Consider the following 25,264-nt stretch of genomic DNA (forward strand, 5'->3'; position numbering starts at 1 on the left):
TCAAATACATTTGCAGTATTCGAACATGTGTTCGAAAATAAGGGTATGTCCCTGGCAGCTGCGCGCACGATCGCCGACCCGGCCATCACCGGCCCCGTCGCCGACCGCGCGCAGGTGCACGAACTGCAGACGCGCATCCGCCAGATGCAGGCGACGAAGCTCGACGCGCGCCGGCTGGAGACGCATCCCGCCCTCGCCCCGCTGCTGCCAGGCGGGGCGCTCAAAGCCGGTGCCGCCTACACGGTGCACGGCTCCACCACGCTGCTGATGGCGATGCTCGCCGGCCCCAGCGCCGCGGGAGCCTGGTGCGGCGTCGTCGGGATGCCCGACTTCGGAGCGGAGGCAGCAGGGCGGTTCGGCATCGACCTGGAACGGCTCGTGCTGGTGCCGCATCCCGGGCAGCAGTGGCTGACGGTCACCGCGGCGATGGCCGACGTGCTCGGCGTCATCGCCGTCGCGCCGCCCGAACGTCCGGCGAACGGCGACGTGGCCCGGTTGAGCGCGCGGTTGCGCCAGCGGGAGTCGACCCTCCTCGTCGCCGGCGACTGGCCGCAGCCGGAGGCCGCGCTCACCGTCGTCCGCAGCGGCTGGGACGGCCTGGGCGCCGGTGCGGGCTACCTCTCGTCCCGACGGGTGACCGTGGAGGCGGCGCCGCGCGGCGGCGCAGGTCCCCGCCGGCGCGCCGAGCTCTGGCTGCCCGCCCTCGACGAGACGTTCCGGGCCTCCGGCCCCACCCGCCTGGAGGCGGTGGGCTAGATGCGCCAGGTCACCCGCGCGATCGTGCTCTGGTGCCCCGACTGGCCGGTGATCGCCGCCCGGCAGCGCCTCGAGCTGCCGGCGGAGGTCCCGCTGGCGCTGGTCGAGAAGGGCATGGTGTTCGCGTGCTCCGCCGCGGCCAGGGCCGACGGCGTCAAGCGCGGCCTGCGGGTACGCGAGGCGCAGTCGCGCTGCCCGCAGCTGGAGATCGTCCCCTACGACCCGGTACTGGACGCGCGGGCCTTCGAACCGGTGCTGACCGCGATCGAGGAGATCACCCCCGGTGTTCAGGCGATGCGACCGGGCACGTGCGTGCTGCGGGCGCGCGGCCCCGCGCGGTACTACGGGGGCGAGGAGGCCGCGGCGGCCGAGCTGCTGCGCCGCCTGGAGCAACTGGAGGACGCAGCGGGGCTCGCCCTCGGCGACGTGCGGGCCGGCATCGCCGACGGCCCCTTCGCGACCGAGCAGGCGGCGCGGTCGACCGGCGCGGACCGGGTGCGCATCGTGCCCTCCGGCGGCTCCCCCGCCTTCCTGGCCCCTCTGCCCGTCGCCCAGCTGGGGCTGGTCGAGCTGACGCCGCTGCTGCGCCGGCTGGGCCTGCGCACGCTCGGCGACCTCGCCCGCCTCGACCGGGTGGACGTGCGGGAGCGGTTCGGGGAGCGCGGCGAGCACGCCCACGACCTGGCGAGCGGGATGGATGGCGCCGCTGTGGTCCCGCGCGTCCCACCGAAGGTGCTCGACAGGGCGATCGAGTTCGAGCCTCCCCTCGACAGGGTCGACCAGGTGACCTTCGCCTTCCGTGCGACGGCGGAGCAGTTCGTGGCCGGCCTCACCAAGGCCGGCCTGGTCTGCACTTCGCTGCGCATCGAGGTGACCGACGAAGACGGCAGGGTCAGCGACCGCACCTGGCTGCACCCCCGGCTGTTCTCCGCGTCGGATGTCGTCGACCGGGTGCGCTGGCAGCTGCAGGGCGCAGGGTCGATCGAGTCCGGCCTGGCCTCGCCGATCAGCCGGGTAGCGGTCGCGCCGGAAGCGGTCGACGACATCGGCCACCACGAGGACGGCCTGTGGGGCGGCGGAGCGGACGAGCGCATCCACCACGGACTGACCCGGGTGCAGGGCATGCTCGGCCACGACGCCGTCGTCACGGCGACCATCGGCGGCGGGCGCGCACTGTCCGACCGCCAGGTGCTCGTGCCCTGGGGCGACCGGGCGGTGGGCGTCGCCCGCTCCGACCGACCCTGGCCCGGATCGCTGCCCGCGCCCGCGCCCTCCACCGTGTTCGAGGTGCCGCGGCCGGTGGCGGTGCTGGCGGAGTCCGGCGAGACGGTGGAGGTCACCGACCGCGGCGACCTCACCGCCCCGATCGCGTCGTTCTCGCCGACAGGCGCCTCTCGCGATGCCCGGCCCGTCGACTCCTGGGCAGGACCGTGGCCGGTGCGCGAGCGCTGGTGGGACGCGACGCTCGCCCGCGCCATGCACCGCTTCCAGCTCGTGGACGCCGACGGCACCGCCTGGCTGCTCTCCCTCACCGGCACCGCCTGGTTCGCCGAGGCGAGGTACGACTGATGGGCTGGAACAACCCGCCGATCCCCTGGGCCGAGTTCGAGCGGCGGCTCAGCGGGCGGCGCACGAGCGAGCAGGAGCAGCCGGAGCGGCCGTCGTCGCGCAAGCGGCAGAAGTACGTGGCGCAGCCGATGCCGGAAGAACCGGACGCCGGCCACGTCCGCTACGCCGAGCTCCACACGCACAGCACCTTCAGCTTCCTCGACGGCGCCAGCGCCCCGGAGGAACTGCTGGAGGAGGCGACCCGCCTGCGGCTGCACGGCCTCGCGCTCACCGACCACGACGGCTTCTACGGCGTGGTGCGGATGGCCGAGGCAGCGGAAGCCTACGAGCGCGTGAAGACCGTGTTCGGCGCCGAGCTCTCGCTGTCGCTCAGCCGGCCGCAGAACGGCGAGGCAGATCCGGAGGGCAGCCACCTGGTCCTCCTCGCCCGGCAGCAGTCCGGCTACCACCGGCTGGCCTCCGCCATCACGGCCGGACAGCTCGCCGGGGAGGAGAAGGGCCGGCCGCTGTACAGCCTCCCCGACCTCGCGGAGCAGTCGGGCGGCGAATGGATCGTGCTCACCGGCTGCCGCAAGGGCGACGTGCGCCTCGCGCTGGCCGAGCACGGCGAGCGGGCAGCGGAGCGGGAGGTCGCCAGGCTCGCCGAGCTGTTCGGCCGCGACAACGTGCTGGTGGAGCTGATCGACCAGGGCGGACCCCGCGACACCACAGACAACGACGTCCTCGCCCGGATCGCCGGCCGCCTGGGCCTGCCGGTCGTCGCCACCAACAACGTCCACTACGCGACCCCCGCCCAGTACCCGCTCGCGACGGCGATCTCGGCGGTGCGCGCCCGCAGGAGCCTGGACGAGATGGACGGCTGGCTGCCCGCCGCCGGGGCGGCGCACCTGCGCAGCGGCCGCGAGATGGCCGCCCGCTTCGCCCGGCACCCGGGGGCCGTGGAGCTCACGGCCGACATCGCGGACGACCTCGCCTTCCGGCTGCGCAGCGCTCGCCCCCGCCTGCCCAAGCAAGAGGTGCCGGAGGGGCACACCCCGATGAGCTGGCTGCGCGAGCTCACCTGGCGCGGAGCGGCGGAGCGATACCCCGACCTCGACCGCGACCCGGCCAAGCGGGAGCGCATCGAACGCGAGCTCGACGTCATCGAGGCGAAGGACTTCCCCGGCTACTTCCTCATCGTCCACGACATCGTGAAGTTCGCCCGCGAGCGCGGCATCCTCTGCCAGGGCCGCGGCTCCGCCGCCAACTCGGCGGTCGTCTACCTGCTCGGGATCACCGCCGTCGACTCGATCAAGTACGACCTGCCGTTCGAGCGGTTCCTGTCCTCCATGCGCGAGGAGGAGCCCGACATCGACGTCGACTTCGACTCCGACCGGCGCGAGGAGGTCATCCAGTACGTCTACGCCAAGTACGGCAGGCACAACGCGGCCCAGGTCGCCAACGTCATCACCTACCGCCCGAAGAACGCCGTGCGCGACATGGCGAAGGCGCTCGGCCACTCCACCGGGCAGCAGGACGCCTGGAGCAAGCAGATCGACTCCTGGAGCAGGGTCACGACGACCGACGACCACGACATCCCGGATGCCGTGGTCGACCTCGCCCAGCAGGTGCTGAAGTTCCCGCGGCACCTCGGCATCCACTCGGGCGGGATGGTGCTCACCGACCGGCCCGTCGGCGAGGTCTGCCCGATCGAGCACGCGCGCATGGAGGGCAGGACCGTCCTGCAGTGGGACAAGGACGACTGCGCCTGGATGGGCCTGGTGAAGTTCGACCTGCTCGGGCTCGGGATGCTCTCGGCGCTCGACTACGCGATGCGCACGATCGAGGCGTCGCTCGGCGAGGCCTGGACGCTGGACTCCATCCCGAAGGAGGAGGCCGGTGTGTACGACATGCTGTGCCGGGCCGACTCGATCGGGGTGTTCCAGGTGGAGAGCCGGGCGCAGATCGGCACGCTGCCGCGCCTGCAGCCGCGCAGCTTCTACGACCTCGTCATCGAGATCGCCCTGATCCGGCCCGGCCCCATCCAGGGCGGCGCCGTGCACCCGTACATCCGCCGCAAGCTCGGCAAGGAGGAGGTGACCTACCTGCACCCCGCCCTGGTGCCGGTGCTCGAGCGCACGCTGGGGGTTCCGCTGTTCCAGGAGCAGCTCATGCAGATGGCCGTCGCGGTCGGCGACTGCACGGCGGAGGACGCCGACCTGCTCCGCAGGGCGATGGGCTCCAAGCGCGGCGTCGAGAAGATCGGCGCCCTGCGGACGAAGCTCTACGAGGGGATGGCGCACAACGGGATCGTCGGCGACGACGCCGATGCGATCTACGAGAAGATCGAGGCGTTCGCCAACTTCGGCTTCGCCGAGAGCCACGCCATCAGCTTCGCGCTGCTGGTCTACGTGAGCTCGTGGATGAAGCTGCACTACCCCGGCGCGTTCCTCGCCGCACTGCTGCGCGCGCAGCCGATGGGGTTCTACTCGCCGCGCACCCTCACCGCCGACGCGCGGAGGCACGGCGTGGTGGTGCGCAGGCCCGACATCCAGCTCTCCGGGGTGTTCCCCCTGCTGGAGGCGATCGACGAGGCGCGCCCCGGCCCGACCGGCACGGACCCGTGCCTCGAGACCGACCAGCCCCCGGTGGCCGACTTCGACCGGTCGGTGCCGCTCGACTTCTCCACGCACCGCCGCGACGCCGGCCATGCCGTGCGGCTGGGGCTGGCGGCCGTGACCTCCATCGGCGAGACCCTCGCCGGGCGGATCGTCGCCGAGCGGGAGGCCTCGGGCCCCTACCGCGACCTGGGCGACCTCGCGCGACGGGTCGGCCTCACCGTGGCGCAGCTGGAGGCGCTCGCCGCCGCCGGCGCGTTCGAGGGCTTCGGCCTGAGCCCGCGGCAGGCGATCTGGGAGGCAGGCAACGCCGCCCAGGAGCGCCCCGAGTACCTCGCAGGCACGGCCATCACCGTGCAGCCGCCGCTGCTTCCGCTGCTCTCCCCCGCCGAACAGCTTGCGAGCGACCTGTGGGCCACCGGAATCTCGACCGACGACCACCCGATCCGCTTCCTCCGCCCCGGGCTCGCCGCGCGCGGAGTGCTGGCCGCGGACACGCTCGCCGTCGCCGAGTCCGGGCGGCGCATCGAGGTGGGCGGCGTGGTCACCCACCGGCAACGGCCGGCGACCGCGGCCGGGGTGACCTTCCTCAACCTGGAGGACGAGACGGGTCTCGTGAACGTGATCTGCCCGGTCGGGGTGTGGCGCTACCGCCGGGTGGCGAGGCAGGCTCCCGCGATGATCGTGCGCGGCATCCTGGAGCGCAGCGAGGAGGGCGTGGTGAACGTGCTCGCCGACCGGCTGGAGCCGTTGGAGACCGCGATACGCACGGTTTCCCGCGACTTTCGCTAAGGCATCTATTCCGCTAGCATTTCCAATGTTTATTCCTGTGCGCTACATCGATAGGCGCGCGCACATCGACCAACAGGAGCCAACCTTGCCCCCGACCCCCGTATCCCCCATACCCACGACCGGCGTGAAGCGCCGCACCCTGGTCGGCGCGGCCGCCTGGACCGCACCGGCGATCGTGCTGGCCAGCGCCGCCCCGGCGTACGCGACCTCCACTCTCGGCCTCATCACCTTCATCGACCCCGAGGACATCATCGGCAGCGGCTACACAGCCACCCTCACCGTGCAGTTGACCGTTCCCGCCGGCGGCTCGGTCCCCTCGAGCGTGAATATCCGTTACGGCACTCCCAACGTGCTTCGCGGCCCGACGAGCGCCCCCACCGGCGGCAACGCCACATTCACTTTCCAGGTGACGGCCCTCGACGTCAACGCGTCGACCGAGATCACCGTTCGGGCGCCCGGGTACGTCGACGGCACGACCACGATCACCGTGACCGCGGACCGCTCCGGCTTCCTCTTCTTGCAGGGCTTCTCCTTCCGCAGCACGAGCACGCAGAACAAGATGGTGGGCAGTCCGGTACGCACCACCTCGGCGAACGGCACCGTCACCGACAGCTTCCGGGGCGGCGAGTTCAAGTACAACGGCCTCGGCGACGGAAACGCGCTGAACATCAACGGTTTCCTCCTTCGCAGCGATATGAAGGCCATGGCCGGAGTCGTCGAGTTCAACCTCGACGTGTTCGCCGTCGGCTATGTCCCGAACGGCGTCTCCAGCTACCTGCTGTGGCAGAACAGCGGAAACCGGCCGAACTCCGGCAAGCCGATCACCGAGATCGCTGCCCGCATCAACGGCAAGACCGCACGAGACGGAAGCCTCAACCACACTTCCGCAACCGCCGCGGGAACGAACGGCATCCTCCCCATCCTCCGCGGGAGCACCACGACCGCGTCACGCCCGGGCGGCTACCTCTACCTCGCCTTCACGTTCCCACGCTTCCCCGGCTATACCGCGAACGTCTCCTTCGTCTACTGACGGACACGTTCCACGAGCACGACGAACGCCCTCATCCCAGCGGGATGAGGGCGTTCGCGTCGTGCGCGGCTCCGCCGCAGAGACTCAGGCCTGGTTGAGGACGGCCTGGAGCTCGAGGGTGATCACGACGTCGTCGCCGAGCAGCATTCCGCCGGTCTCGAGCGCGGCGTTGTAGGTGAGACCGAAGTCCTCGCGGTTGACCTTGGTCTTGGCGGTCGCGCCTGCCTTGTAGTTGCCGTACGGGTCCTGGCCGAAGCCGCCGAAGTCGAACTCGAACGTGACCGGCTTGGTCACGCCCTTGATGGTGAGGTCGCCGTCCACGAGGAACTCGCCGCCCTCGTGACGCACGCCGGTCGACACGAAGTCGATCGTCGGGAACTCCTCGGCGAGGAAGAAGTCGCCGGTGCGCAGGTGCGCGTCGCGGTCGGGGTTCTTGGTGTTGATGGAGGCGACGTGCGCCTTGGCCGAGACGGTCGACTCGAGCGGGTTCTCTGCCGTGACGAACGTGGCGTCGAAGTTCTCGAAGACGCCCTTCACCTTGCTGATCATGAGGTGGCGGATGCTGAAGCCCACCTCGCTGTGCGCGGGGTCGATGGTCCAGGTGCCGGCCTTGTACCCGGGGATGTCGATGCTCATTGCGGTTCTCCTTGCTCGAAGCTTGTGCTGTCGGACGCTGTCAGCTCCATGCAACTGCATGCACCTGGACCCTATTCCGAAATCTCGAAAAAAAGTTGACGCGTCACCCTACTGAGCCAGCGAGCGCCGCACGTCGAGCAGAGCGCGCGCGTCGGTGTCGATCACGGACGGCGGGATCCGGCCGTCCTCGACGGCTGCCGTCACGGCGTCGATGAGCGTGGTCGGGTCGGTGTCGGCGCCCTGGATCATCAGCACCATCGTGTTGCCCGCCGCGATCGCCGCCACCGCGTCGGCGCCGGCGTCGGCGTACTGCGCAAGCCCCGTGTCCTGGAGCATCCGCAGGTCGTCGGTGATGGTGATCCCGCGGAAGCCCAGCTCGTCGGTGAGGATGCGGTGCCAGGTCGGTGACAGGGATGCCGGCGCCGCATCCACCCCGCTGTAGACGAGGTGGCCGAACATGACGACCTCCGCACCTGCCGCGACGCCCGCGCGGAACGACGGTGCGTCCTGCGTGGCCCAGCGAGCGTGATCGACAGCGGCGGTCGGCACGGAGTGGTGCGAGTCCGCCTCGGTCTCCCCGTGCCCCGGGAAGTGCTTGAGGGTGCTGAGGACACGTCCCCGCTCTCCCGCAACGGAGGCCGCGACGCGTGCCGCCGACGACTCCGGGTCGGTGCCGAGTATGCGGTCGGAGATGAACGAGTGCGGATCCGCCGTCACGTCGGCGATCGTTCCGAAGTTGAGGTTCACACCGGCCTGCCTCAGGAGCTCCGCCCGCTGCGCGAACGCCGCCTCGGTGGCGGCGGGCGGTTGCGACCGCAGCACCTCGGCCCCCGGCTGCCCGTCCCAGGGCAGCCGGGTGACGTCGCCGCCCTCCTCGTCGATGCCGACCAGCGGGGGCAGGCCGGGGTCGGAGGCCCGGGTCGCCGCGGTCAGTTCAGCGAGCGCCTGGGGGGGGGGACGCCGGGATGTTGTCGGGCATCAGGATGACACCGCCGGGGCCGTAACGGTCGACGAACTGTCTCAGCGTCGCCGGGTCGGTGCCCGGGGCGTGCAGCATGAAGAGACTCGCCACCTTCTGACGGAGCGTCAGGTTGCGCAGTCGCTGGTCGGCATACGCGGCGACCGGGTCGACGGTGGCCACCGGCGACGGCGACCCCGATGCCGGAGGGCGGGTGACCGTGGCCTCGCCAGGGCGTGACGAAGCTGCTGCCGCGCACCCTGCGAGCGTCCCAGTGAGGACGACGAGGGCCGCGGCCGTCTTCCAGGGGGCACGGCGCACCGACCGATGCTAACCCCTCGCGCCTGCCAACCCCCGGTGTCCGCAAGACGTCGACGACCGCTGCACAGTGCTACACGGTCAACGGCGACGCACCGCCTACGATGGCGGCATGGCGTCCAAGCCGTTCTCGCTGCTGCTCGCCAGCCACCCGGGACCCACCGTCGTGGTCACCGTGGTGGCGACGGTGCTCGGAATCGGCCTCGGCTACCCTCCGGGGCGCCTCGGCATCCTGGCCCTTGCGATCCTGTTCGGCCAGCTCTCGATCGGCTGGTCGAACGATTGGCTCGACGCTGCGCGCGATCGGGAGGTCGCCCGTGCCGACAAGCCGGCCGCTCGCGGAGACATCCCCACAGCAGCAGTGCGTGCCTCCGCGTTCGTCGCTCTCGCTCTCGCGGCGGTGACCACAGCACTCCTGGGACCCGCGGCGCTGATCGCCCATGCGGCCGCTCTCGCGGGAGGCTGGGCCTACAACCTGGGTCTCAAGTCGACCGTGGTCTCCTTCGCGCCCTTCGCGGTGAGCTTCGGCCTGCTCCCGGCGATCGCGACGCTCGGTCAGGCTCGGCCCGCGTGGCCCGCGCTCTGGGTGCTCGCCGCCGGCGCCCTCCTCGGAGTCGCCGCGCACGTCACCAATGTGCTGCCCGACCTCGCCGACGACGCGAAGACCGGCATCCGCGGCCTCCCGCACCGGCTGGGGGCGCGCTCCAGCGGCCTGCTCGCGTTCGCGTGCCTCGCGGTGGCGACCGCCCTCATCACCGTCGGCCCCGGCCTCCCCGTGCGGCCGCTGCTCATCGTCGGGCTGGTCATCGGCTTGGCCGCGGTGGTCGTCGGCGTGATCCTCCTACTCCGCAGGAGCCCGACTCGGCTGCTGATGCAGCTGATCATGACCTGCGCGATCGTCGACGTGGTGATGCTCGCGCTGGCGGGTCAGTCGATCGCCGTCTGAATCGGCTCGGCGGCGGGCTCGTGGTTGCGAATGCCGATCGCCGAGACCACGCCCCCGACGATGAGGAGACCCGCCGTCGCGAGCATCGCGCGGTGCATGCCGTCGACGTCGAGCTGCTGGCCGATGACGATGCCCGCCATCGCGACGGTGAGGAGGCCGGCGATGCGCGCGACCGCATTGTTGACCGCCGACCCGATGCCCGCCTGCCCGGGATGGATGGAACCGAGGATCGCGCTGGTGAGCGGAGCGACGGTCATCGAGAGCCCGACGCCGAAGAGCAGTACCGCCGGAAGCAGCTCGAACCAGTAGTTCACATTCGTGCCCAGCATCAGCAGCCAGAGGAAGCCCAGCGACGCAAGGATCGGCCCGAACGCCATGAAGAACCGCGGACCGTACTTGCCCGCCAGCCCGCCGAAGAAGCCGGACAGCAGCAGCATGCAGAGCGTCGACGGGATGAAGACGAAACCGGCCACGAACGCCGAGAAGCCGGCGACCTGCTGAAGGAACAGGGTGACCATCAGCGGGCCGAACGACAGCGCGCCGTAGACGAACGCGGTGGCGAGGTTGCCGACCCAGAAGTTGTGCACGGAGAACAGCCCGAGCGGCAGCATCGGCTGCTTCACCCGGGTCTCCGCGACGAAGAAGCCGATCAGGGACAGCACACCCACCAGGAACGGGATCCAGACCCGCGGGCTCCCCCAGCCGTATGCGCCCTGCTCGATCAGCGCGAACACGGTGCCCGCCAGTCCGACCGAGCCGAGCACCGCGCCGATGATGTCGACGCGGCCCCCCGAGCCGGTATCCGTGTCGCCCAGGGTCAGCATGAGCACGAGTGTCACGGCGATCGGGACCACGTTGATCACGAACACCCACCGCCACGACAGCGCGTCGACGAAGAAGCCGCCGACGACAGGACCGGCGATCATCGCGATGCCCGTCCAGGCGGTCCAGCGCCCGATGGCCTTCGCCTGCGCCTGCCCCTCGAAGCGGGAGATGATGATCGCCAGCGAGCTCGGAACCAGCAGCGCGCCTGCGACGCCCTGCAGCGCGCGCGAGAGCACGAGGAAGACCCCGTTCGGTGCGAACGCGCACAGCAGCGACGTGACGCCGAAACCGATCAGGCCGACGTAGAGGATGCGCTTGCGACCGAACACGTCCGAGAGCGAGCCGGCGATCAGGATCAGCGACCCGAGCGTGACCAGGTAGGCGTCGACCACCCACTGCTGGAGCGGCAGGCCGCCGCCGAGCTCCTTGTCGATCGCCGGCAGCGCGACATTGATGACGGCACCGTCGAGGAAGGCGACGAAGCTGGCGAGGATGGCGATGAGCAGGACGCGCAGTTGCAGTGATGTCATCTTCTCGCCGGCCATGGACTCATTCAACGACCCGGCGCGCCCGCACGCAAGCGCCGCCCGGTTCGGGCGTACGGTATGGCTCGTGGATCGGGAGCAACGCTCCGTGCCGTCACCGAGCCGCCGCCGACCGTCGGCGACGGTGATCATCCGCGCCGGCTGGACCGGCGTGCTGGTCGTCACCGCCGTCTTCCACGTCGTGCGCGGCGCGCCCGTCGACGCAGCGATCTACGCCGTCGGCGCGGTCGTCCTCGTCTTCGACGCGCTCGGCTGGTTGCGGATCCCGCTGCGGATGCCGGCCGACCGGGACACGGTCTCGCGTCGGGTGGTCGCCTACGCCCTGATCGCGGTCGCCTCGCTCACGCTGGGCTTCACACGCCTCTACGGCATGGCGGACACCGCCATCGTCGTGGGCCTCGGCATCCTGCTGCTGCCGGTCGGGTGGGCCGATCGCGGCGAAGGCCCGCGCCGACCGCCCAGCGCCGCGGTCCGCCGGGCGGCCGTCCTCTGGTCGATCGTGATCGTCGCCGGCTGCCTGTGGGAGATCGGCGCCTTCTTCCTCGGCCGCGATCTCACGGGCAGCGAGACGGCGTTCCCCGCCCTCTCCGACCTGATCGATCCGCTGCTCGCGTGGCCACCTGCGCGGGCGCTCCTCGTCGCGTGCTGGCTCCTCGGCGGTTACGCGCTCCTGCGCAGGGGGCGACGGACATGAGGGCGATCACCATCGGCGGGTTCGTGCTGTGCGGCGTGCTCATGGTCGCACTGGTGGTCCAGTCGCGGTGGAAGCCCGATCGGGTCGCGCCCCTCGGAACGCTTCTCGACCGGATCATGGCCGACCGCGCCGCGCGCTTCACGATCCTGCTGTTCTGGTGGTGGTTGGGCTGGCACTTCCTGGTGACCCCGCCGGCGTGACCGCGAGCGGCCGCTGTCGCCGGTGGTCAGTTGTTGCCCTTGGTACAGGTCTGCTGTGCGGCCGTCTGCCCGGTGACGTTGGAGGGGAGCTTGACCGGGCCCGATGTCGACGTCGGTGCGGGCGCGCCGGAACCCGTGTCGCCTGGCGCGGTGGTGGGCGTGTTCGCCGGCGTCGACGAGTCCGTCGGCGTGGGTGTTCCGGTAGCCGTCGGGTCCTCCGCGGCGCGACCCGTGGACCCGGTGAGGACGACCGGCTGATCGTTGACGAGCGCGTCGTTCACCGCAGAAGCGGCGTAATCGTCCGGCACAACCCGGTTCGGGTTGTCGGGATCCGGGGCCGCCGGGTACTGGAGGAAGACCATGTTCTGGAGGCCGGTGTCCTTAAGTGCCAGCGCGATCTGCACGAGGGTCGTCGGGTTGGTCAGCGTGTCCGACGGCGTGATGTTCTGAACGGCGGCTTTCGCGAGCGCGTAGAGCTGCACCGGTTTCGAGAGCACACCGCCGCTCACGATCTTGCGCGCGAGCGCCGAGAGGAAGACCTGCTGGTTGGAGATGCGCCCCAGGTCGCTGCCGTCGCCGACGCCGTAACGGCTCCGCAGGAACGACAACGCTTCGTCGCCGACCAGGGTGCTCTCCCCAGCAGGCAGGTCGAGCGGGGGGTTGGTCTTGTCGTCCTTCACCCGGGAGGCCAAGCACACGGTCACCCCGCCGACCGCTGTCGACATCGCGCTGACGCCGTTGAAGTTGATGACGGCGCCGAACGGGATGGACAGTCCCGTGAGCTTCTCAACGGTCAGGACGACGCAGGCGAGGCCGCCGCGCGAGAGCGCGGTGTTGAACATCGCCTTCGACGACCCGCTCACGGTCCCCTTGCCGTCTGGCGCGGGGCAGGTCGGAATGCGCACCATCAGGTCGCGCGGGAAGCTCACCACCGCCATGCTCTTGTGGTCCTGGGCGATGTGCAGCAGCATCGTGACGTCGTTGTTGCCCTCGCCGGTGCTGGCCGCCTGCTCGTCTGCCGAGTTGTAGACCCCGCCCAGACCTGTGCGGCTGTCCGTGCCCGCGAGCAGCAGGTTGACACCGCCGTCGATCGCGGCGACATTCGGGATGTCCTGCGGAGCCGCCGAGTGGCCGGGAAGCGCCGCGAGGTGGATGCCGTGCTTGACCGAACGCGAGACGTCCCACACGGCGTAGGCGGCGACAGAGACGCTACTCACCACAGCGACCGCCACCACGCCCGCAAGAAGCTTGGCGATCGCGACGCCGGGTCGGCGCCGCGGCAACTTCCCGTGCCGGACGGGCGCCGGGCCGCGCGCACGCTGGCGGCGTGGCAGATCGGTCATGGAATCCCCCGGCTTTCGGATTTGTGGCTGGCAGAATACTAGGCGATCGCGGCGGTTCGGTGGCTGCTGGGCGCGCTGAAGACGGCCCGAATGTCATCGCGCCGACTCAGCGGATCGTGAGTGCCGTCGTGTATCCGGCGCACGACCCGTGTGTGTCGTCGCAGTGGTCGTAGGGGCTGCCCTCGACGACGACCCAGGCGTCGCCCGAGGGGAAATCGGCGGGAATGGTCAGCTCCGCCGAGAACCGTCCGGCGCCATCGACAGGCACGACGGACTCTGGCGACCGGTGATGCGGTGCGATCACCGCGACCGAGTAGGTGTGCCCCTCCCGGTACCCGAGGTCGCAGTCCGCGGCCTCGCTGCTGACCGTGATCGTCTCGCCCGGAGCCGCGGTGCCGGGAGCGACGTGGATACGGGACGGGAAACACTTCTGCGGACCGACCTCGACAATGCCGCAGCCGGTCAGAAGAGCGGCAAAGGCCACGACGACCCCCAGCGTTGCAGTCCACTCGCGAACCCGCATCGGCTCACCCCCTGTGGTGAGACTAGCCCTGTGCTGAGACCAGCCCTGTCGTGAGAGTACCCGTCGCACCCGGTCCGGGCCGCTGCAAACGTCGCAGGGACAGCAAAAAGCCCCGGTTTCCCGGGGCTCTCGGTGGATCTGAGGGGACTCGAACCCCTGACCCCCTGCATGCCATGCAGGTGCGCTACCAGCTGCGCCACAGACCCGTATTCACTTGACTTTCTGTTCCCCGAGGCTCCCCGGACAACTCATTCAGCGTACTACACGCGGCCCGCGCAATGAAAATCGAGCGCGCAGCCCGGGCGTGTGGCAGCGCGGGGCTACTCCGCGCTGTGGACCGGGAGCTCCAGCGGAAGCACCGGGCAGTCCTTCCAGAGCCGCTCGAGGGCGTAGTACATGCGGTCCTCTTCGTGGAAGACGTGGACGACCAGGTCTCCGAAGTCGAGGAGGATCCAGCGACCCTCGGCCTTGCCCTCGCGGCGCAGGGTGCGCACGCCGGCGTCGTTGAGGCGGTCCTCGACCTCGGACGCGATCGCGATGACGTTGCGCTCCACCGAGCCGGACACCAGCAGGAACGCGTCCGTCAGCGGCAGTGGACCGGACACGTCGAGCGCGACGAGGTCGATGCCCCCCTTCGCGTCGGCGGCGGCTGCCGCGATCTGCAGGATGTCCCGGGCATGCGGGGAGGCGGTCACAGAGAGTCCTTCACGATTGGGAATGGCGCCATCGATCGAGGCGACGCCGGAAGAGTCAGGGGGAAACGCGTCATCAGAACACGTTGAGCACGTACGCCGCGATCAGGAGCCCGATCACGCCGACGGCGAGGACACCGGCGGTGACCATGAGAACGACGGGAAGCGTGTTGCCGCGCTTCTTGGGAGGTGCGATCACTCCGCGCGTCGACGTGTGGGTGCTGATGGCGCGCGACGCGCGAACCGGAGCGACCTCAGACGTGTTGAACTCGTTCTCCTCACCGTCGAGCAGACGGTCGATGTCGGACGAGTCGATGCGATCGTGGGCGCCCGTGGCGCCGAGGGTGCGCGGGAGGTCGATCGAGCCCGTGACGAGGATCTCGCCCGTGCTCGTCAGCGGCCCGGTCGCGTCGGCCTGCGGAAGCGACGGGAGGATGAGCGCGTTGGTCGTGGTGGCGGCCGTCGAGTGCCCGACGTTGCGGGACGTGATCGGCTCGGATTCGTCTTCGAGCTCGGCCGCGGTCGACCAGTGGCCGGTCGGCGGCGTGAACGGGCGGCGCTCCTGCCCGGCGACGTCCTCGTCGTCCGCGTCGAGCTGCCCGGACTGAGCCGGAGCGGCGGCGGCGACGGGCGTCGCGGTCGTCGGTGCTCCGAACGCGGTGAAGGCGGACGTCGGGGACGAGCTCACCTCGGTGTCGGGCGCCTGCCCGGCCTGGCGGGCGCTGACCGGAGCCGCCACCGGGGCGGCCTGCGGGTCGGCGGTCTCCGCGTCGGCGTCGTGGGTGAACGTCACCGGGAAGACCGGATCGGCGATCGCCGGCGCGTGATTCGCCTGCTGGTTCGCCGCCTGCGCCTGCAGCATCGCGCGCATCTCGCGACGGGTCAGCGTGCGCTCGCCGGTCGATCCCCCGGTCTCTGCCGACGACGCGTCGCCGGAGGGGAACACGATCTCCTGCGGGGCCGGTGCCGCGGAGGCCGCCGCCGCCGGAGCGGTGACGACGGTCATCGGCTGTGTGACCGGCTCGGGCTTCGACGCATCCGGAGCCTGCCGGAACAGGTCGAACGCCGATGCGTCGGAAGCGGCATCCGCGTCGGAACGCTGCGGAACGCTGAAGAGGAGGCTGTCGAAGCTGCCGGCACCGGAGGGCGGAGTGACGCCGGGCTCGGCGAACGCCGAGGCGGGGATGGCGGGCGACTGGTCGTCGTCGGCGGCCGGGCGTTCAGCTGTCGGCGCCGCGCCCGGGGTCGCCGTGGTCTCGGGGATGACACCGGCAGGGGTCGCTTCGGAGGTGCCGGCGCGGCGCGCCGCTTGACGCGCGGCGGTGCGCTCGTTCTCTCTGGCCTGTCGCCGTGTCTGCGGCGGCTGGCTCGCTTCCGCTGGCTCTTCAGGCCACAACGTCATGCCACGCTCCGATACAAGTGATGTTTGGAGATGTACTGGACCACCCCGTCGGGGACGAGGTACCAGACGGGGAATCCCCTGCTCACCCGGCTCCGGCAGTCGGTGGACGAGATCGCCAGGGCCGGAACTTCCAACAAGCTTACGTCTTGTTTCGGCAATCCAGAAATATTGAGGTCATGTCCCGGACGACTCACAGCCACGAAATGCGCGAGCTTCCAGAGTTCGTCGATGTCGCGCCAGCTGAGGATCTGCGCGATGGCGTCCGCGCCGGTGATGAAGAACAGCTCCGCCTCCGGGCGTTCCTCCCGCAGATCGCGCAGTGTGTCGATCGTGTACGTCGGTCCGACGCGGTCGACGTCGACCCGGCTCACCGTGAACCGCGGGTTGGACGCCGTCGCGATGACCGTCATGAGGTAGCGGTGCTCGGCGGGGGTGACCTCGCCCTTCTGCCAGGGCTGCCCGGTCGGGACGAACACGACCTCATCGAGGTCGAACGACTGCGCGACCTCGCTCGCGGCGACCAGGTGGCCGTGATGGATCGGGTCGAAGGTCCCGCCCATCACGCCGATGCGCGGGCGGCTCTTCTCGGTCAGCTCCATGCCGGGAGGCGGCTCAGTGCCCCTGGGTCTGGTGACCGGTGCCGTGGTGCGTGGCGCCCGGCGCACCCGCGTGCGACGCGGCGTCGGCCGCGGAGCGGTGACTGTGGCGGTTCGCCACGTCGCGGTAGCTCATGAGGACGACGAGCAGCGCCAGGAAGATGACGATGGCGATCACGCCGTAGGCCCAGGTGGGCATGGGCAGCTCGACGTGGGTCTCCGCTGCGGCGAGGATGTTCGTCACGTGGGACATCGGTGGTGTTCCTTTCGGGCGCTGTGATGAAGGCGCTGTGGCGCGTGGCCGTTGTTCAGTCTAGTGGTCGGTCACCCGCGGATCTGCCCGGACCCGCGGACGATCCACTTGGTGCTCGTCAGCTCCGGCAACCCCATCGGACCGCGTGCGTGAAGTTTCTGTGTGGAGATGCCGACCTCAGCGCCGAACCCGAACTCCCCGCCGTCGGTGAACCGCGTCGATGCATTGACCATCACGACCGCCGAATCGACCTCGGCGAGGAAGCGCTCGGCGTTGCCGAGATCGTTGGTGATGATCGCTTCGGTGTGCTGCGTGGAGTAGCGGCGGATGTGCGCGATCGCGTCGTCGAGGTCGTCGACGACGCGCACGGAGATGTCGAGGCTCATGTGCTCGGTGGCGTAGTCCTCGTCCGTCACGGGCACGCCTCCCGGTGCGTACGGCAAGGCGGTCTCGTCAGCATGGATGGTGACCCCGGCGGCCGCGAGCGAGCCGAGCACGGCGGGAAGCAGCCGCTCGGCCGCGGCCCGGTGCACGAGCAGCGTCTCGACCGCGTTGCACACGCTCGGGCGCTGGACCTTCGCATTGCGGACGATGTCCACTGCCCAGTCTTCGCGCGCGCTCTCGTCGAGGACGATGTGCACGACGCCTGCGCCGGTCTCGATGACCGGAACGCTCGACTGCGAGACGACCGCCTGGATCAGCTCGGCGCTCCCCCGCGGGATCAGGACGTCGACCAGCCCGCGCGCCCGCATCAGCTCGTTCGCGCCGTCGCGCCCGAACTCGTCGATGGTCTGCGCCGCGTCGGCCGGCAGACCGACGCTTACGAGGGCCTCCCGGACGACGTCCACGAGCACCCGGTTCGTGTTGAGAGCCGCCGTGCCGCCGCGCAGGACGACGGAGTTGCCGCTCTTGATCGCGAGCGAGGCGATGTCGATCGTCACGTTGGGCCGCGCCTCGTAGATGGCGCCGACGACGCCGAACGGCACGCGCGTCTGGGCGATCTTGACGCCGTTCGGGAGGTCGCCGCCGCGCACCACCTGTCCGACCGGGTCGGTCAGCCCGACGACCTCGTTCACCGCGTCGGCGAGCCCCTGGAGCCGCGCCGGCGTGAGCGTCAGCCGGTCGAGGAGTCCCGTCGAGAGGCCGTTCTCACGGCCGTTCGCCAGGTCGAGTTCGTTGGCGGCGAGGATGCTCTGCTGGGCGGCCAGGACGCCGGCGGCGATGGCGCGCAGGGCCGTGTTCTTCTGCTCCGTGGTCGCCGTGGCCAGCGCCAGAGAGGAGGCCTTGGCCGCGGTGAGGCGATCGGCGAGCGAGACCGGGACGGCTGTGGTCGAAGACATGGGTCAAGTCTAGGCCGTGGCGTCGGCGACGACCTCGGCGTCGTCACCGGCATCGTCCGTGCTCGGCGCCGGCGCGAACCACGTGCCGACGGTCTCGCCGCGCAGTGCGTCGGCGACGAGCGCCGTGGCCGTGAGGATGACGGCCGTGCCTCGCTCGGCCGCCTGGCGCGCGGCGGACACCTTGGTGAGCGCGCCGCCGGTGCCGACGCCGGAGAGGCCGGTCGAACCGATCTCCACCCCGGCGAGCTCGTCGCCCCAGCCGACCACGCCGATGCGCTCTGCGCCCTCCTCCTGCGGCGGCTTCGTGTAGAGCGCGTCGACGTCGGAGAGGAGCACGAGCAGGTCGGCCTCCACCAGCAGCGCCACGAGCGCCGCGAGCCGGTCGTTGTCGCCGAAACGGATCTCGTGCGTCGCGACGGTGTCGTTCTCGTTCACGATGGGAAGGATGCGCAGGTCGAGCAGCCGCTCCATCGCCCGCTTCGCATTGCTGCGGTGGGTCGGGTTCTCCATGTCCCCCGCCGTCAGGAGCACCTGCCCCGCCACGATCTCGTAGCGGTCGAGGCTGTCCTGGTAGCGGTAGATGAGGACGTTTTGGCCGACGGCCGCCGCGGCCTGCTGGGTCGCCAGGTCGGTCGGGCGACCGTCGAGCGCCAGGTACGGGATGCCGGTCGCGATGGCCCCCGACGACACCAGGATGACCTGCGTGCCGCGGCCGTGCGCCTCGGCGAGGGCGTCGACGAGCGGGCCGATCTGCCCGGCGTTCTCTCCGCTGATCGAGGAGGAGCCGACCTTGACGACGATCCGTCGGGCGGTCGGGACCTGGGCGCGCTCGTCGATCGTCATTCCCTGCCCGTCTCGCCTTCCACCTGGCTCCGCGCCGCGGAGTCCTGACCGTCGTAGTCGTCGTAGTCGTCGTAGTCGTCGTCCTGCCAGAGGCCGGCCTCCTTCTCGCGGAGCAGCTCGGCGCGGGCCTCGGCCTTGCCGTCCATCCGGTCGAAGTAGTCCTCGCGGCGCTGCGCCCTGGTGGGGCGGTGGCTCGCGTCGATGCGGGCGTCCGTGCCGCGCGGCGAGGTCATCAGCTCGGCGGTCGAGGTCAGCGTCGGCTCCCAGTCGAAGACGACGCCGTTCTCTCGGCCGATCACGACCGTGGAGCCGGCGACGGCGCCCGCCGTGAACAGGCGGTCCTCGACACCGAGCTTGGCGAGTCGGTCGGCGAGGTAGCCGACGGCTTCGTCGTTGGCGAAGTCGGTCTGCGCCACCCAGCGTTCGGGCTTCGCTCCGAGGATGCGGTAGACGGGACCGTCGGAGCCGCCCTCGACCTTCACCGTGAAGCCGGCGTCGTCGACGGCCTTGGGCCGGATCACGATGCGCGGGCGTACCTCCGCCTGCGCCGCCTCCGCCTTCCTGGCGTCCTCGACCAGCTCGCCGAGGGCGAACGACAGCGCGCGGAGGCCCTCGTGGCTGACCGTGGAGATCTCGAACACGCGATAGCCGCGCGCCTCCAGGTCCGGGCGGACGAAGTCGGCGAGCTCGCGGGCGTCCGGCACGTCGATCTTGTTCAGGGCGATGAGCTGAGGGCGGTCGAGCAGCGGGACCTGCCCCTCGGGAACCGGGTACGCCGCGAGTTCGCCGAGGATCACTTCGAGATCGCTGAGCGGGTCGCGTCCGGGCTCCAGCGTCGCGCAGTCGAGCACGTGCAGCAGGGCGGAGCAGCGCTCGACGTGCCGGAGGAACTCCAGCCCGAGGCCGCGGCCTTCGCTGGCGCCCTCGATGAGCCCGGGCACGTCGGCGACGGTGTACCGCACATCGCCCGCCTGCACGACCCCGAGGTTGGGGTGCAACGTGGTGAAGGGATAGTCGGCGATCTTCGGCTTCGCGGCGGAGAGCGCGGCGATGAGACTCGACTTGCCCGCGGAGGGGTAGCCGACGAGTGCGACGTCGGCGACGGTCTTCAGCTCGAGGAGGACGTCGCCCTCCCAGCCCGGGGTGCCCAGCAGCGCGAAGCCGGGCGCCTTGCGCTTCGGCGTCGCCAGGGCCGCGTTGCCGAGGCCGCCGAGGCCGCCGGCGGCCGCGACGAAACGCATGCCCGGTTCGGTCAGGTCCACGAGCTCTTCGCCGTCGGCGGACTTGACGACGGTGCCGACGGGCACGGGCAGCTCCAGCTCGCCTCCGGTGTGACCGCTGCGGTGGTCGCCCATCCCGAAGCCACCGTTCTCGCTGGAGCGGTGCGGGTGGCGGTGGTAGCCCAGCAGGGTCGTGACCTGCGGGTCGGCGACGAGCACGATGTCTCCGCCGTTGCCGCCGTTGCCGCCGTCGGGACCGGCGAGCGGTTTGAACTTCTCACGACGGACCGAGACACACCCGTTCCCGCCGTTGCCCGCGCGCAGGTGAAGCGTCACGCGGTCGACGAACGTTGCCATGGGTGCTCCTCAAATCGGGTGAAACGACGGATGGGCGGGCCGAAGCCCGCCCATCCGTGAAGTGCAGTCGTGGGTGAGGCTCAGGCCTCGACGGCCACGATGTTGACGACCTTGCGGCCGCCCTTGTTGCCGAACTCCACCGAGCCCGCCGCGAGGGCGAACAGGGTGTCGTCGCCACCGCGGCCGACGTTGACGCCCGGGTGGAAGTGCGTGCCGCGCTGGCGGACCAGGATCTCGCCGGCGTTGACGGTCTGGCCGCCGAAGCGCTTCACGCCGAGGCGCTGCGCGTTCGAGTCACGACCGTTGCGAGTGGAGCTCGCGCCCTTTTTGTGTGCCATGTCTTCTTCTCCTCGAGAGGTTCGCTGTCGGCTACTTGATGCCGGTGATCTTGACGCGCGTGAGCTCCTGGCGGTGGCCCTGGCGCTTCTTGTAGCCGGTCTTGTTCTTGAACTTCTGGATGACGATCTTCGGGCCGCGCAGGTCGCCGAGGACCTCGGCGGTCACCTTCACCTTGGCGAGGGACTTCGCGTCAGAGGTGATCTTGTCACCGTCGACGAGCAGGACGGCGGCCAGCTCGACGTTGCCGTCCTTGTCGGCCTTGATGCGGTCCATCGTCACGATGGTGCCGACCTCGACCTTCTCCTGCCGGCCACCGGCGCGCACAACTGCGTAAACCACTTTCACGTACCTTTTCGTCGGGGATCAGTTCCCGACCGACGCCGTGGACCTGTCCTGCTCTTGTTTGTTCAGGGAGTTACTGGTGAGCTCGCGCCCGCCGATGGCGGCGGGTGGCTCTCAGAAAACCGCGAGAGTGTACCGGCCTACCGGCACACACCAACGGTCAACTTTACCCGACGCCGCACGACCCGTCAATTCAGCGAGGGGGCATCGAGACCGTCCGGCACCGTGGTCGGGGCCGGTTCCTACAATCATTCTATGACGGTCCTGATCGATCCCCCGGCATGGCCCGCCCACGGCATGTTGTGGTCGCACCTGGTCAGCGATTCCTCACTCGACGAGCTGCACGCCTTCGCCGCCGCGGCGGACGTGCCCGCACGCGCTTTCGACCTCGACCACTACGACGTCCCCGACCGCCGCTACGACGAGCTCGTCGCCGCGGGAGCGGTGCCGGTCGACGGCAAGGAGCTGGTGACCCGGCTCATCGCGAGCGGGCTCCGCGTGCGCGCCCGCGACAGGGGCCGCCGCCACTAGACCGCGCCCGCCGCCACCGGAGTGGCGAACGGACGCGGTCGTGTGGGGAACTCAGGCGTCGCGCTGCTCGCCCGCGAGCTCGCCGCCGGTGATGACCGCGGTGCTGGCACGACGGCCGCGGCTGCGGCCCTGGCCGGCGGCCTTCGGATGCGGGAGGGCGTCGAGCACGGAGTCGAGCAGGAGCTCGGTCTCCACGGCGGACGGCGCGGGCGTCTGCGCGCGCTGCTCGGCCGGTGCGGGCAGGTCGATCAGCGGGAGGTCGACGTGCACGGCCGGCTCGGGCTCTGCGGCGGTGTCCGCAGCCACGGGCGGCTCGGAAGCGTCCACGGGCGCGTCCTGCGCCTCCTGGGCGCCGGTGCGCTGCTCGTCGCGCTGGCTTTTGCTCTTGCGCCGACGCTTCTTGGGTGCCGTCTCGGCCGCGGGGGCAGCCTGCGCGCCCTCTGCGGCTTCGGCGGCGGCGGGCTGCGTCTCACCAGCAGCCGCGCCGTCGCCCTCGTGGTGCAGATGCAGCGTGGACGCCGCGATCTGCGCGAGCGCGTTCTTGGCGTCGTCGGTGATCGCGTGCGTACCGTTGCCCGTGTGCGGAGCGCTCGACGCAGGCTGGCCTCCGCCGTTGCCGCCGCGACCGCGGCGGCGCTCGTTCTGCGGCTGCTGCTGCTGCGGCTGCCGGTGCTTCACGACCGGGTCGTGGTGCACGATGACTCCGCGTCCCGCGCACACCTCGCAGGCCTCGCTGAAGGTCTCCAGGAGGCCGAGGCCGAGCTTCTTGCGGGTCATCTGCACGAGACCGAGCGAGGTGACCTCGGCGACCTGGTGCTTGGTCCGGTCGCGGCTCAGGCACTCGATGAGCCGGCGCAGCACCAGGTCGCGGTTGGACTCCAGCACCATGTCGATGAAGTCGACCACGATGATGCCGCCGATGTCGCGCAGCCGGAGCTGGCGGACGATCTCCTCGGCGGCCTCCAGGTTGTTCTTGGTGACGGTCTCCTCGAGGTTGCCGCCGGAGCCCACGAACTTGCCCGTGTTCACGTCGACGACGGTCATCGCCTCGGTACGGTCGATCACGAGGGAACCGCCGGAGGGCAGCCAGACCTTGCGCTCCAGCGCCTTCTCGATCTGCTCGGTGATGCGGAACTCGTCGAAGGCGTCGCGGTCGCCGGTGTAGGCCTCGACGCGGTCGATCAGGTCGGGGGCGACCTGGCGCAGGTAGCTCTCGATCGTCTGGCGCGCGTCGTCTCCGGCGATGACCAGCTTCTGGAAGTCCTCGTTGAAGACGTCGCGGATGATCTTGATGAGCAGGTCCGGCTCGCTGTGCAGGAGCGCGGGCGCCTGCTGCGTCTCGACCTGGCGGCTGATGTCCGCCCACTGCGCCGTCAACCTGGTGACATCGAGGGTGAGCTGCTCCTCGGTCGCGCCCTCCGCCGCCGTGCGCACGATGACGCCGGCGTTCTCGGGGAGCACCTCCTTGAGGATCTTCTTGAGCCGCGAACGCTCGGTGTCGGGCAGCTTGCGACTGATTCCGTTCATCGAGCCGTTGGGCACGTAGACCAGGTAGCGGCCGGGCAGCGAGATCTGGCTCGTCAGCCGAGCGCCCTTGTGGCCGACCGGGTCCTTGGTGACCTGCACCAGCACGCGGTCGCCCGCCTTGAGCGCCAGCTCGATGCGACGCGGCTGGTTGCCGGTCTCGACCGCGTCCCAGTCGACTTCACCGGAGTACAGCACGGCGTTGCGGCCGCGCCCGATGTCGACGAAGGCGGCCTCCATGCTCGGGAGCACGTTCTGCACGCGACCGAGGTAGACGTTGCCGATGAGCGAGGCCTCCTGCGAGCGGGCCACGTAGTGCTCGACCAGCACCTTGTCTTCGAGGACGCCGATCTGGATGCGGCCGCTCTTCGAACGGACGACCATCTGGCGGTCGACCGACTCGCGGCGGGCGAGGAACTCGGCCTCGGTGATGACCGGGCGGCGACGCCCGGCATCGCGGCCGTCGCGGCGGCGCTGCTTCTTGGCCTCCAGCCGGGTGGAGCCCTTGACCTTCTGCGGTTCGGTGATCAGTTCCGGCTCGCGCGGGGTGCGCACCTTGACCACGGTGTTCGCGGGGTCGTTCGCCTCGTTGCGGCCGTTCTCGCCCGCACGACGCCGCGAACGGCGGCGGACAGACCCGGTCGGCTCATCGTCGGGAAGCGGCGGCAGCGGCAGGATGTCGGGCGCCTGGAACAGCAGCGTGGTCGGCGGGAGGCCGGGGACGTACGCCGGTGCGGCCTCCGCCTGCTCGCCGTGGCGCTCGGGTAGAGCGGGGGGCTCATGGCCGTCGGTTGACGCGGTAGCCGCGTCGACCGGCACGGCCGTCGTGGCAGCGCCGTCCTCCCGTACCTCCTCGGTCGGCCCGGCGACCTCCGCCTGGACGTCGACGCCGGCCGCGGCCTGCTCGACGGCGACGTGCTCCGCAGCGACCTCGCGCTCCTCGGCGAACACCGGCGTCTCCGCCGTGTCGGCGGGTCGGCTGACGCGTCTGCCGCCGAAGATGCTGCGGCGTCTGCGTCCTCCTGAGCCCTGATCGTTGCTGTTCGTGTTGTCGATATTCTCGTTTTCCACCATCGCTGGTGCACTCCTCGACCGGCGGCGGCAACCCGCTCGCCGGGTACTCTCCGTCGGAGGTGCCGCGTGCGGCCCCCTCCGTAATCCTTGATCGGGCGGCGGATGCTCGTGGCACCGTCCGTCCGGCTTTCACTTGTCTTGTGCCTGTCGTGAGCGACCGGCTGTTTCATTCGGGCGCACCTGGCGCCCTCAAGCCTTCTGTTGGAGCCGACCGACATGCTGTCGGGACGACTTATCCAATGATTATCGCATGTCGACGGCCAGAGGCCGGCGCGACCCGCGTTCACAGAAGTGCCGCGTCGCGCCATGCCATAATCCGACTGTGCCTGCCTCGAAGACTGCGCCCACTGCTCCGACGACCGACCTCGCACCCGCGCCCTACCGCCGGCCGACCGCACTCGCGATCTTCCTGATCGTCGCCGGCGCCATCGGACTGTGGGCGGCCTGGATGCTCACGCTCGACAAGATCTCGCTCCTGGAGAACGCGAACGCGCAGCTCTCCTGCAACTTCAACGTCCTCGTCGGTTGCGGCAAGAACCTCAATTCGTGGCAGGGCTCCCTGCTCGGGTTCCCGAACCCGATCCTCGGGCTCGGCGGCTGGACGGCCACCATCGCGGTCGGCGTCGGCCTGTTCGCCGCCGGACGCTTCGCTCGCTGGTACTGGATCGCCTTCAACGTCGGCGTCGTCCTCGCGCTCGCGCTCGTCATCTTCCTGATCACCCAGTCGATCACCGTGCTCAACGTGCTCTGCCCGTGGTGCATGGTCACCTGGGTCGTCACCATCCCCACGTTCTGGGCTGTCACGCTCTACAACCTGAAAGAGGGGAACATCCCGGTGCCGGAGCGCGCACGGAAGCTCTTCGGAACCCTCTACGGCTGGGTGCCGCTGATCACGATCGTCTGTTACGCCATCGTGGCGATCCTGGCGCAGATCCAGCTCGACTGGATCCACCGCGCGTTCGTCTGATCCGCCACACAGAAGGGGAAGGGCTCCCGACCGCTGGTCGGGAGCCCCTCTC

At 70.4% G+C, this 25,264-nt stretch carries 25 protein-coding genes and 1 tRNA gene; 9 read left to right on the forward strand and 17 right to left on the reverse strand.

Going from position 1 to position 25,264, the window contains the following annotated elements:
* Positions 1-45 precede the first annotated feature (45 nt).
* The 4 genes from JNB50_RS20515 to JNB50_RS20530 all read left to right on the forward strand — a co-directional run bounded on the left by JNB50_RS20515 (position 46) and on the right by JNB50_RS20530 (position 6,744).
* Entirely contained in the window at positions 46-756 is a 711-nt protein-coding gene (locus tag JNB50_RS20515; protein ID WP_208042003.1) for a hypothetical protein, read from the forward strand.
* A complete protein-coding gene (locus JNB50_RS20520) occupies positions 757-2,325 on the forward strand; it encodes a DNA polymerase Y family protein (RefSeq protein WP_208042004.1) in 1,569 nt (522 codons plus the stop codon).
* The gene (locus JNB50_RS20525) at positions 2,325-5,714 is read left to right on the forward strand and encodes an error-prone DNA polymerase (RefSeq protein ID WP_208042005.1); all 3,390 of its coding nucleotides are present in this window, start codon (positions 2,325-2,327) and stop codon (positions 5,712-5,714) included. Before JNB50_RS20520 ends, JNB50_RS20525 begins: the two co-directional genes overlap by 1 nt.
* Before the next feature lie 124 nt (positions 5,715-5,838).
* The gene (locus JNB50_RS20530; protein ID WP_208042006.1) at positions 5,839-6,744 is read left to right on the forward strand and encodes a hypothetical protein; all 906 of its coding nucleotides are present in this window, start codon (positions 5,839-5,841) and stop codon (positions 6,742-6,744) included.
* Positions 6,745-6,828: 84 nt separating this feature from the next.
* Here JNB50_RS20530 and JNB50_RS20535 read toward each other — a convergent pair whose 3' ends face one another.
* The 3 genes from JNB50_RS20535 to JNB50_RS25240 all read right to left on the reverse strand — a co-directional run bounded on the left by JNB50_RS20535 (position 6,829) and on the right by JNB50_RS25240 (position 8,659).
* A complete protein-coding gene (locus JNB50_RS20535) occupies positions 6,829-7,380 on the reverse strand; it encodes a YceI family protein (protein WP_208042007.1) in 552 nt (183 codons plus the stop codon).
* 108 nt (positions 7,381-7,488) lie between these two features.
* Positions 7,489-8,313 carry a glycoside hydrolase family 3 N-terminal domain-containing protein gene (locus tag JNB50_RS20540; RefSeq protein WP_307794821.1) on the reverse strand — a complete coding sequence of 275 codons (825 nt, stop codon included), beginning with the start codon at positions 8,311-8,313 and terminating at the stop codon, positions 7,489-7,491.
* 1 nt (position 8,314) lies between these two features.
* Positions 8,315-8,659, reverse strand: a complete 345-nt coding sequence (locus JNB50_RS25240) for a hypothetical protein (protein WP_243768762.1) — start codon at positions 8,657-8,659, stop codon at positions 8,315-8,317.
* 109 nt (positions 8,660-8,768) lie between these two features.
* Here JNB50_RS25240 and JNB50_RS20545 point away from each other — a divergent pair, with 109 nt between their 5' ends.
* Complete coding sequence (locus tag JNB50_RS20545) at positions 8,769-9,602, forward strand: UbiA family prenyltransferase (protein ID WP_208042008.1); 834 nt, start codon at positions 8,769-8,771, stop codon at positions 9,600-9,602.
* On the opposite strand, the gene JNB50_RS20550 is transcribed toward JNB50_RS20545, so the two are convergent.
* Entirely contained in the window at positions 9,584-10,972 is a 1,389-nt protein-coding gene (locus tag JNB50_RS20550) for an MFS transporter (protein WP_243768763.1), read from the reverse strand. The genes JNB50_RS20545 and JNB50_RS20550 overlap by 19 nt on opposite strands.
* Positions 10,973-11,039: 67 nt before the next feature.
* Between JNB50_RS20550 and JNB50_RS20555 the strand changes: the two genes are divergently transcribed.
* Complete coding sequence (locus JNB50_RS20555) at positions 11,040-11,666, forward strand: hypothetical protein (protein WP_208042009.1); 627 nt, start codon at positions 11,040-11,042, stop codon at positions 11,664-11,666.
* Positions 11,663-11,866: a DUF6186 family protein gene (locus JNB50_RS20560; protein ID WP_208042010.1), complete on the forward strand. Its 204-nt coding sequence runs from the start codon at positions 11,663-11,665 to the stop codon at positions 11,864-11,866. Before JNB50_RS20555 ends, JNB50_RS20560 begins: the two co-directional genes overlap by 4 nt.
* Positions 11,867-11,892: 26 nt before the next feature.
* Here the strand turns inward: JNB50_RS20560 and JNB50_RS20565 are convergent, their stop codons facing one another.
* From JNB50_RS20565 to rplU, 12 genes are all read right to left on the reverse strand, one after another.
* Entirely contained in the window at positions 11,893-13,209 is a 1,317-nt protein-coding gene (locus JNB50_RS20565) for an LCP family protein (protein WP_208042011.1), read from the reverse strand.
* A gap of 106 nt (positions 13,210-13,315) precedes the next feature.
* Positions 13,316-13,732 carry a hypothetical protein gene (locus JNB50_RS20570; RefSeq protein WP_208042012.1) on the reverse strand — a complete coding sequence of 139 codons (417 nt, stop codon included), beginning with the start codon at positions 13,730-13,732 and terminating at the stop codon, positions 13,316-13,318.
* Positions 13,733-13,865: 133 nt separating this feature from the next.
* Positions 13,866-13,938: transfer RNA gene (locus tag JNB50_RS20575), tRNA-Ala, on the reverse strand.
* Positions 13,939-14,052: 114 nt separating this feature from the next.
* Positions 14,053-14,427, reverse strand: a complete 375-nt coding sequence (rsfS, locus tag JNB50_RS20580) for a ribosome silencing factor (RefSeq protein WP_208042013.1) — start codon at positions 14,425-14,427, stop codon at positions 14,053-14,055.
* A 73-nt stretch (positions 14,428-14,500) separates the two neighbouring features.
* A complete protein-coding gene (locus JNB50_RS20585) occupies positions 14,501-15,826 on the reverse strand; it encodes a hypothetical protein (RefSeq protein ID WP_208042014.1) in 1,326 nt (441 codons plus the stop codon).
* Positions 15,823-16,425: a nicotinate-nucleotide adenylyltransferase gene (gene nadD, locus JNB50_RS20590; RefSeq protein ID WP_208042015.1), complete on the reverse strand. Its 603-nt coding sequence runs from the start codon at positions 16,423-16,425 to the stop codon at positions 15,823-15,825. Before nadD ends, JNB50_RS20585 begins: the two co-directional genes overlap by 4 nt.
* A 13-nt stretch (positions 16,426-16,438) precedes the next feature.
* Positions 16,439-16,675, reverse strand: a complete 237-nt coding sequence (locus tag JNB50_RS20595; protein WP_208042016.1) for a hypothetical protein — start codon at positions 16,673-16,675, stop codon at positions 16,439-16,441.
* Between the two features lie 71 nt (positions 16,676-16,746).
* On the reverse strand, positions 16,747-18,015 hold the full coding sequence (locus JNB50_RS20600; protein ID WP_208042017.1) for a glutamate-5-semialdehyde dehydrogenase: 1,269 nt from the start codon (positions 18,013-18,015) through the stop codon (positions 16,747-16,749).
* A gap of 9 nt (positions 18,016-18,024) precedes the next feature.
* Positions 18,025-18,858 (reverse strand): glutamate 5-kinase, encoded by an 834-nt coding sequence (proB, locus tag JNB50_RS20605; protein ID WP_208042018.1) that lies wholly within the window; start codon positions 18,856-18,858, stop codon positions 18,025-18,027.
* Positions 18,855-20,435 (reverse strand): GTPase ObgE, encoded by a 1,581-nt coding sequence (gene obgE / locus JNB50_RS20610; RefSeq protein WP_243768764.1) that lies wholly within the window; start codon positions 20,433-20,435, stop codon positions 18,855-18,857. The genes proB and obgE overlap by 4 nt, the downstream gene beginning before the upstream one ends.
* Before the next feature lie 80 nt (positions 20,436-20,515).
* The gene (gene rpmA / locus JNB50_RS20615) at positions 20,516-20,773 is read right to left on the reverse strand and encodes a 50S ribosomal protein L27 (protein WP_055916380.1); all 258 of its coding nucleotides are present in this window, start codon (positions 20,771-20,773) and stop codon (positions 20,516-20,518) included.
* A 31-nt stretch (positions 20,774-20,804) separates the two neighbouring features.
* Positions 20,805-21,113 carry a 50S ribosomal protein L21 gene (gene rplU / locus JNB50_RS20620; protein ID WP_055916382.1) on the reverse strand — a complete coding sequence of 103 codons (309 nt, stop codon included), beginning with the start codon at positions 21,111-21,113 and terminating at the stop codon, positions 20,805-20,807.
* Between the two features lie 258 nt (positions 21,114-21,371).
* Between rplU and JNB50_RS20625 the strand changes: the two genes are divergently transcribed.
* Positions 21,372-21,647: a DUF4031 domain-containing protein gene (locus tag JNB50_RS20625; RefSeq protein WP_208042019.1), complete on the forward strand. Its 276-nt coding sequence runs from the start codon at positions 21,372-21,374 to the stop codon at positions 21,645-21,647.
* A gap of 51 nt (positions 21,648-21,698) precedes the next feature.
* On the opposite strand, the gene JNB50_RS20630 is transcribed toward JNB50_RS20625, so the two are convergent.
* Positions 21,699-24,245, reverse strand: coding sequence for an Rne/Rng family ribonuclease (locus JNB50_RS20630; protein WP_208042020.1), 2,547 nt, complete (start codon positions 24,243-24,245; stop codon positions 21,699-21,701).
* 322 nt (positions 24,246-24,567) lie between these two features.
* On the opposite strand from JNB50_RS20630, the gene JNB50_RS20635 reads away from it, so the two are divergent.
* The gene (locus tag JNB50_RS20635) at positions 24,568-25,212 is read left to right on the forward strand and encodes a vitamin K epoxide reductase family protein (RefSeq protein ID WP_307794817.1); all 645 of its coding nucleotides are present in this window, start codon (positions 24,568-24,570) and stop codon (positions 25,210-25,212) included.
* Positions 25,213-25,264 lie beyond the last annotated feature (52 nt).

Source organism: Leifsonia sp. TF02-11, from assembly GCF_017565305.1.
Lineage (GTDB): Bacteria > Actinomycetota > Actinomycetes > Actinomycetales > Microbacteriaceae > Leifsonia.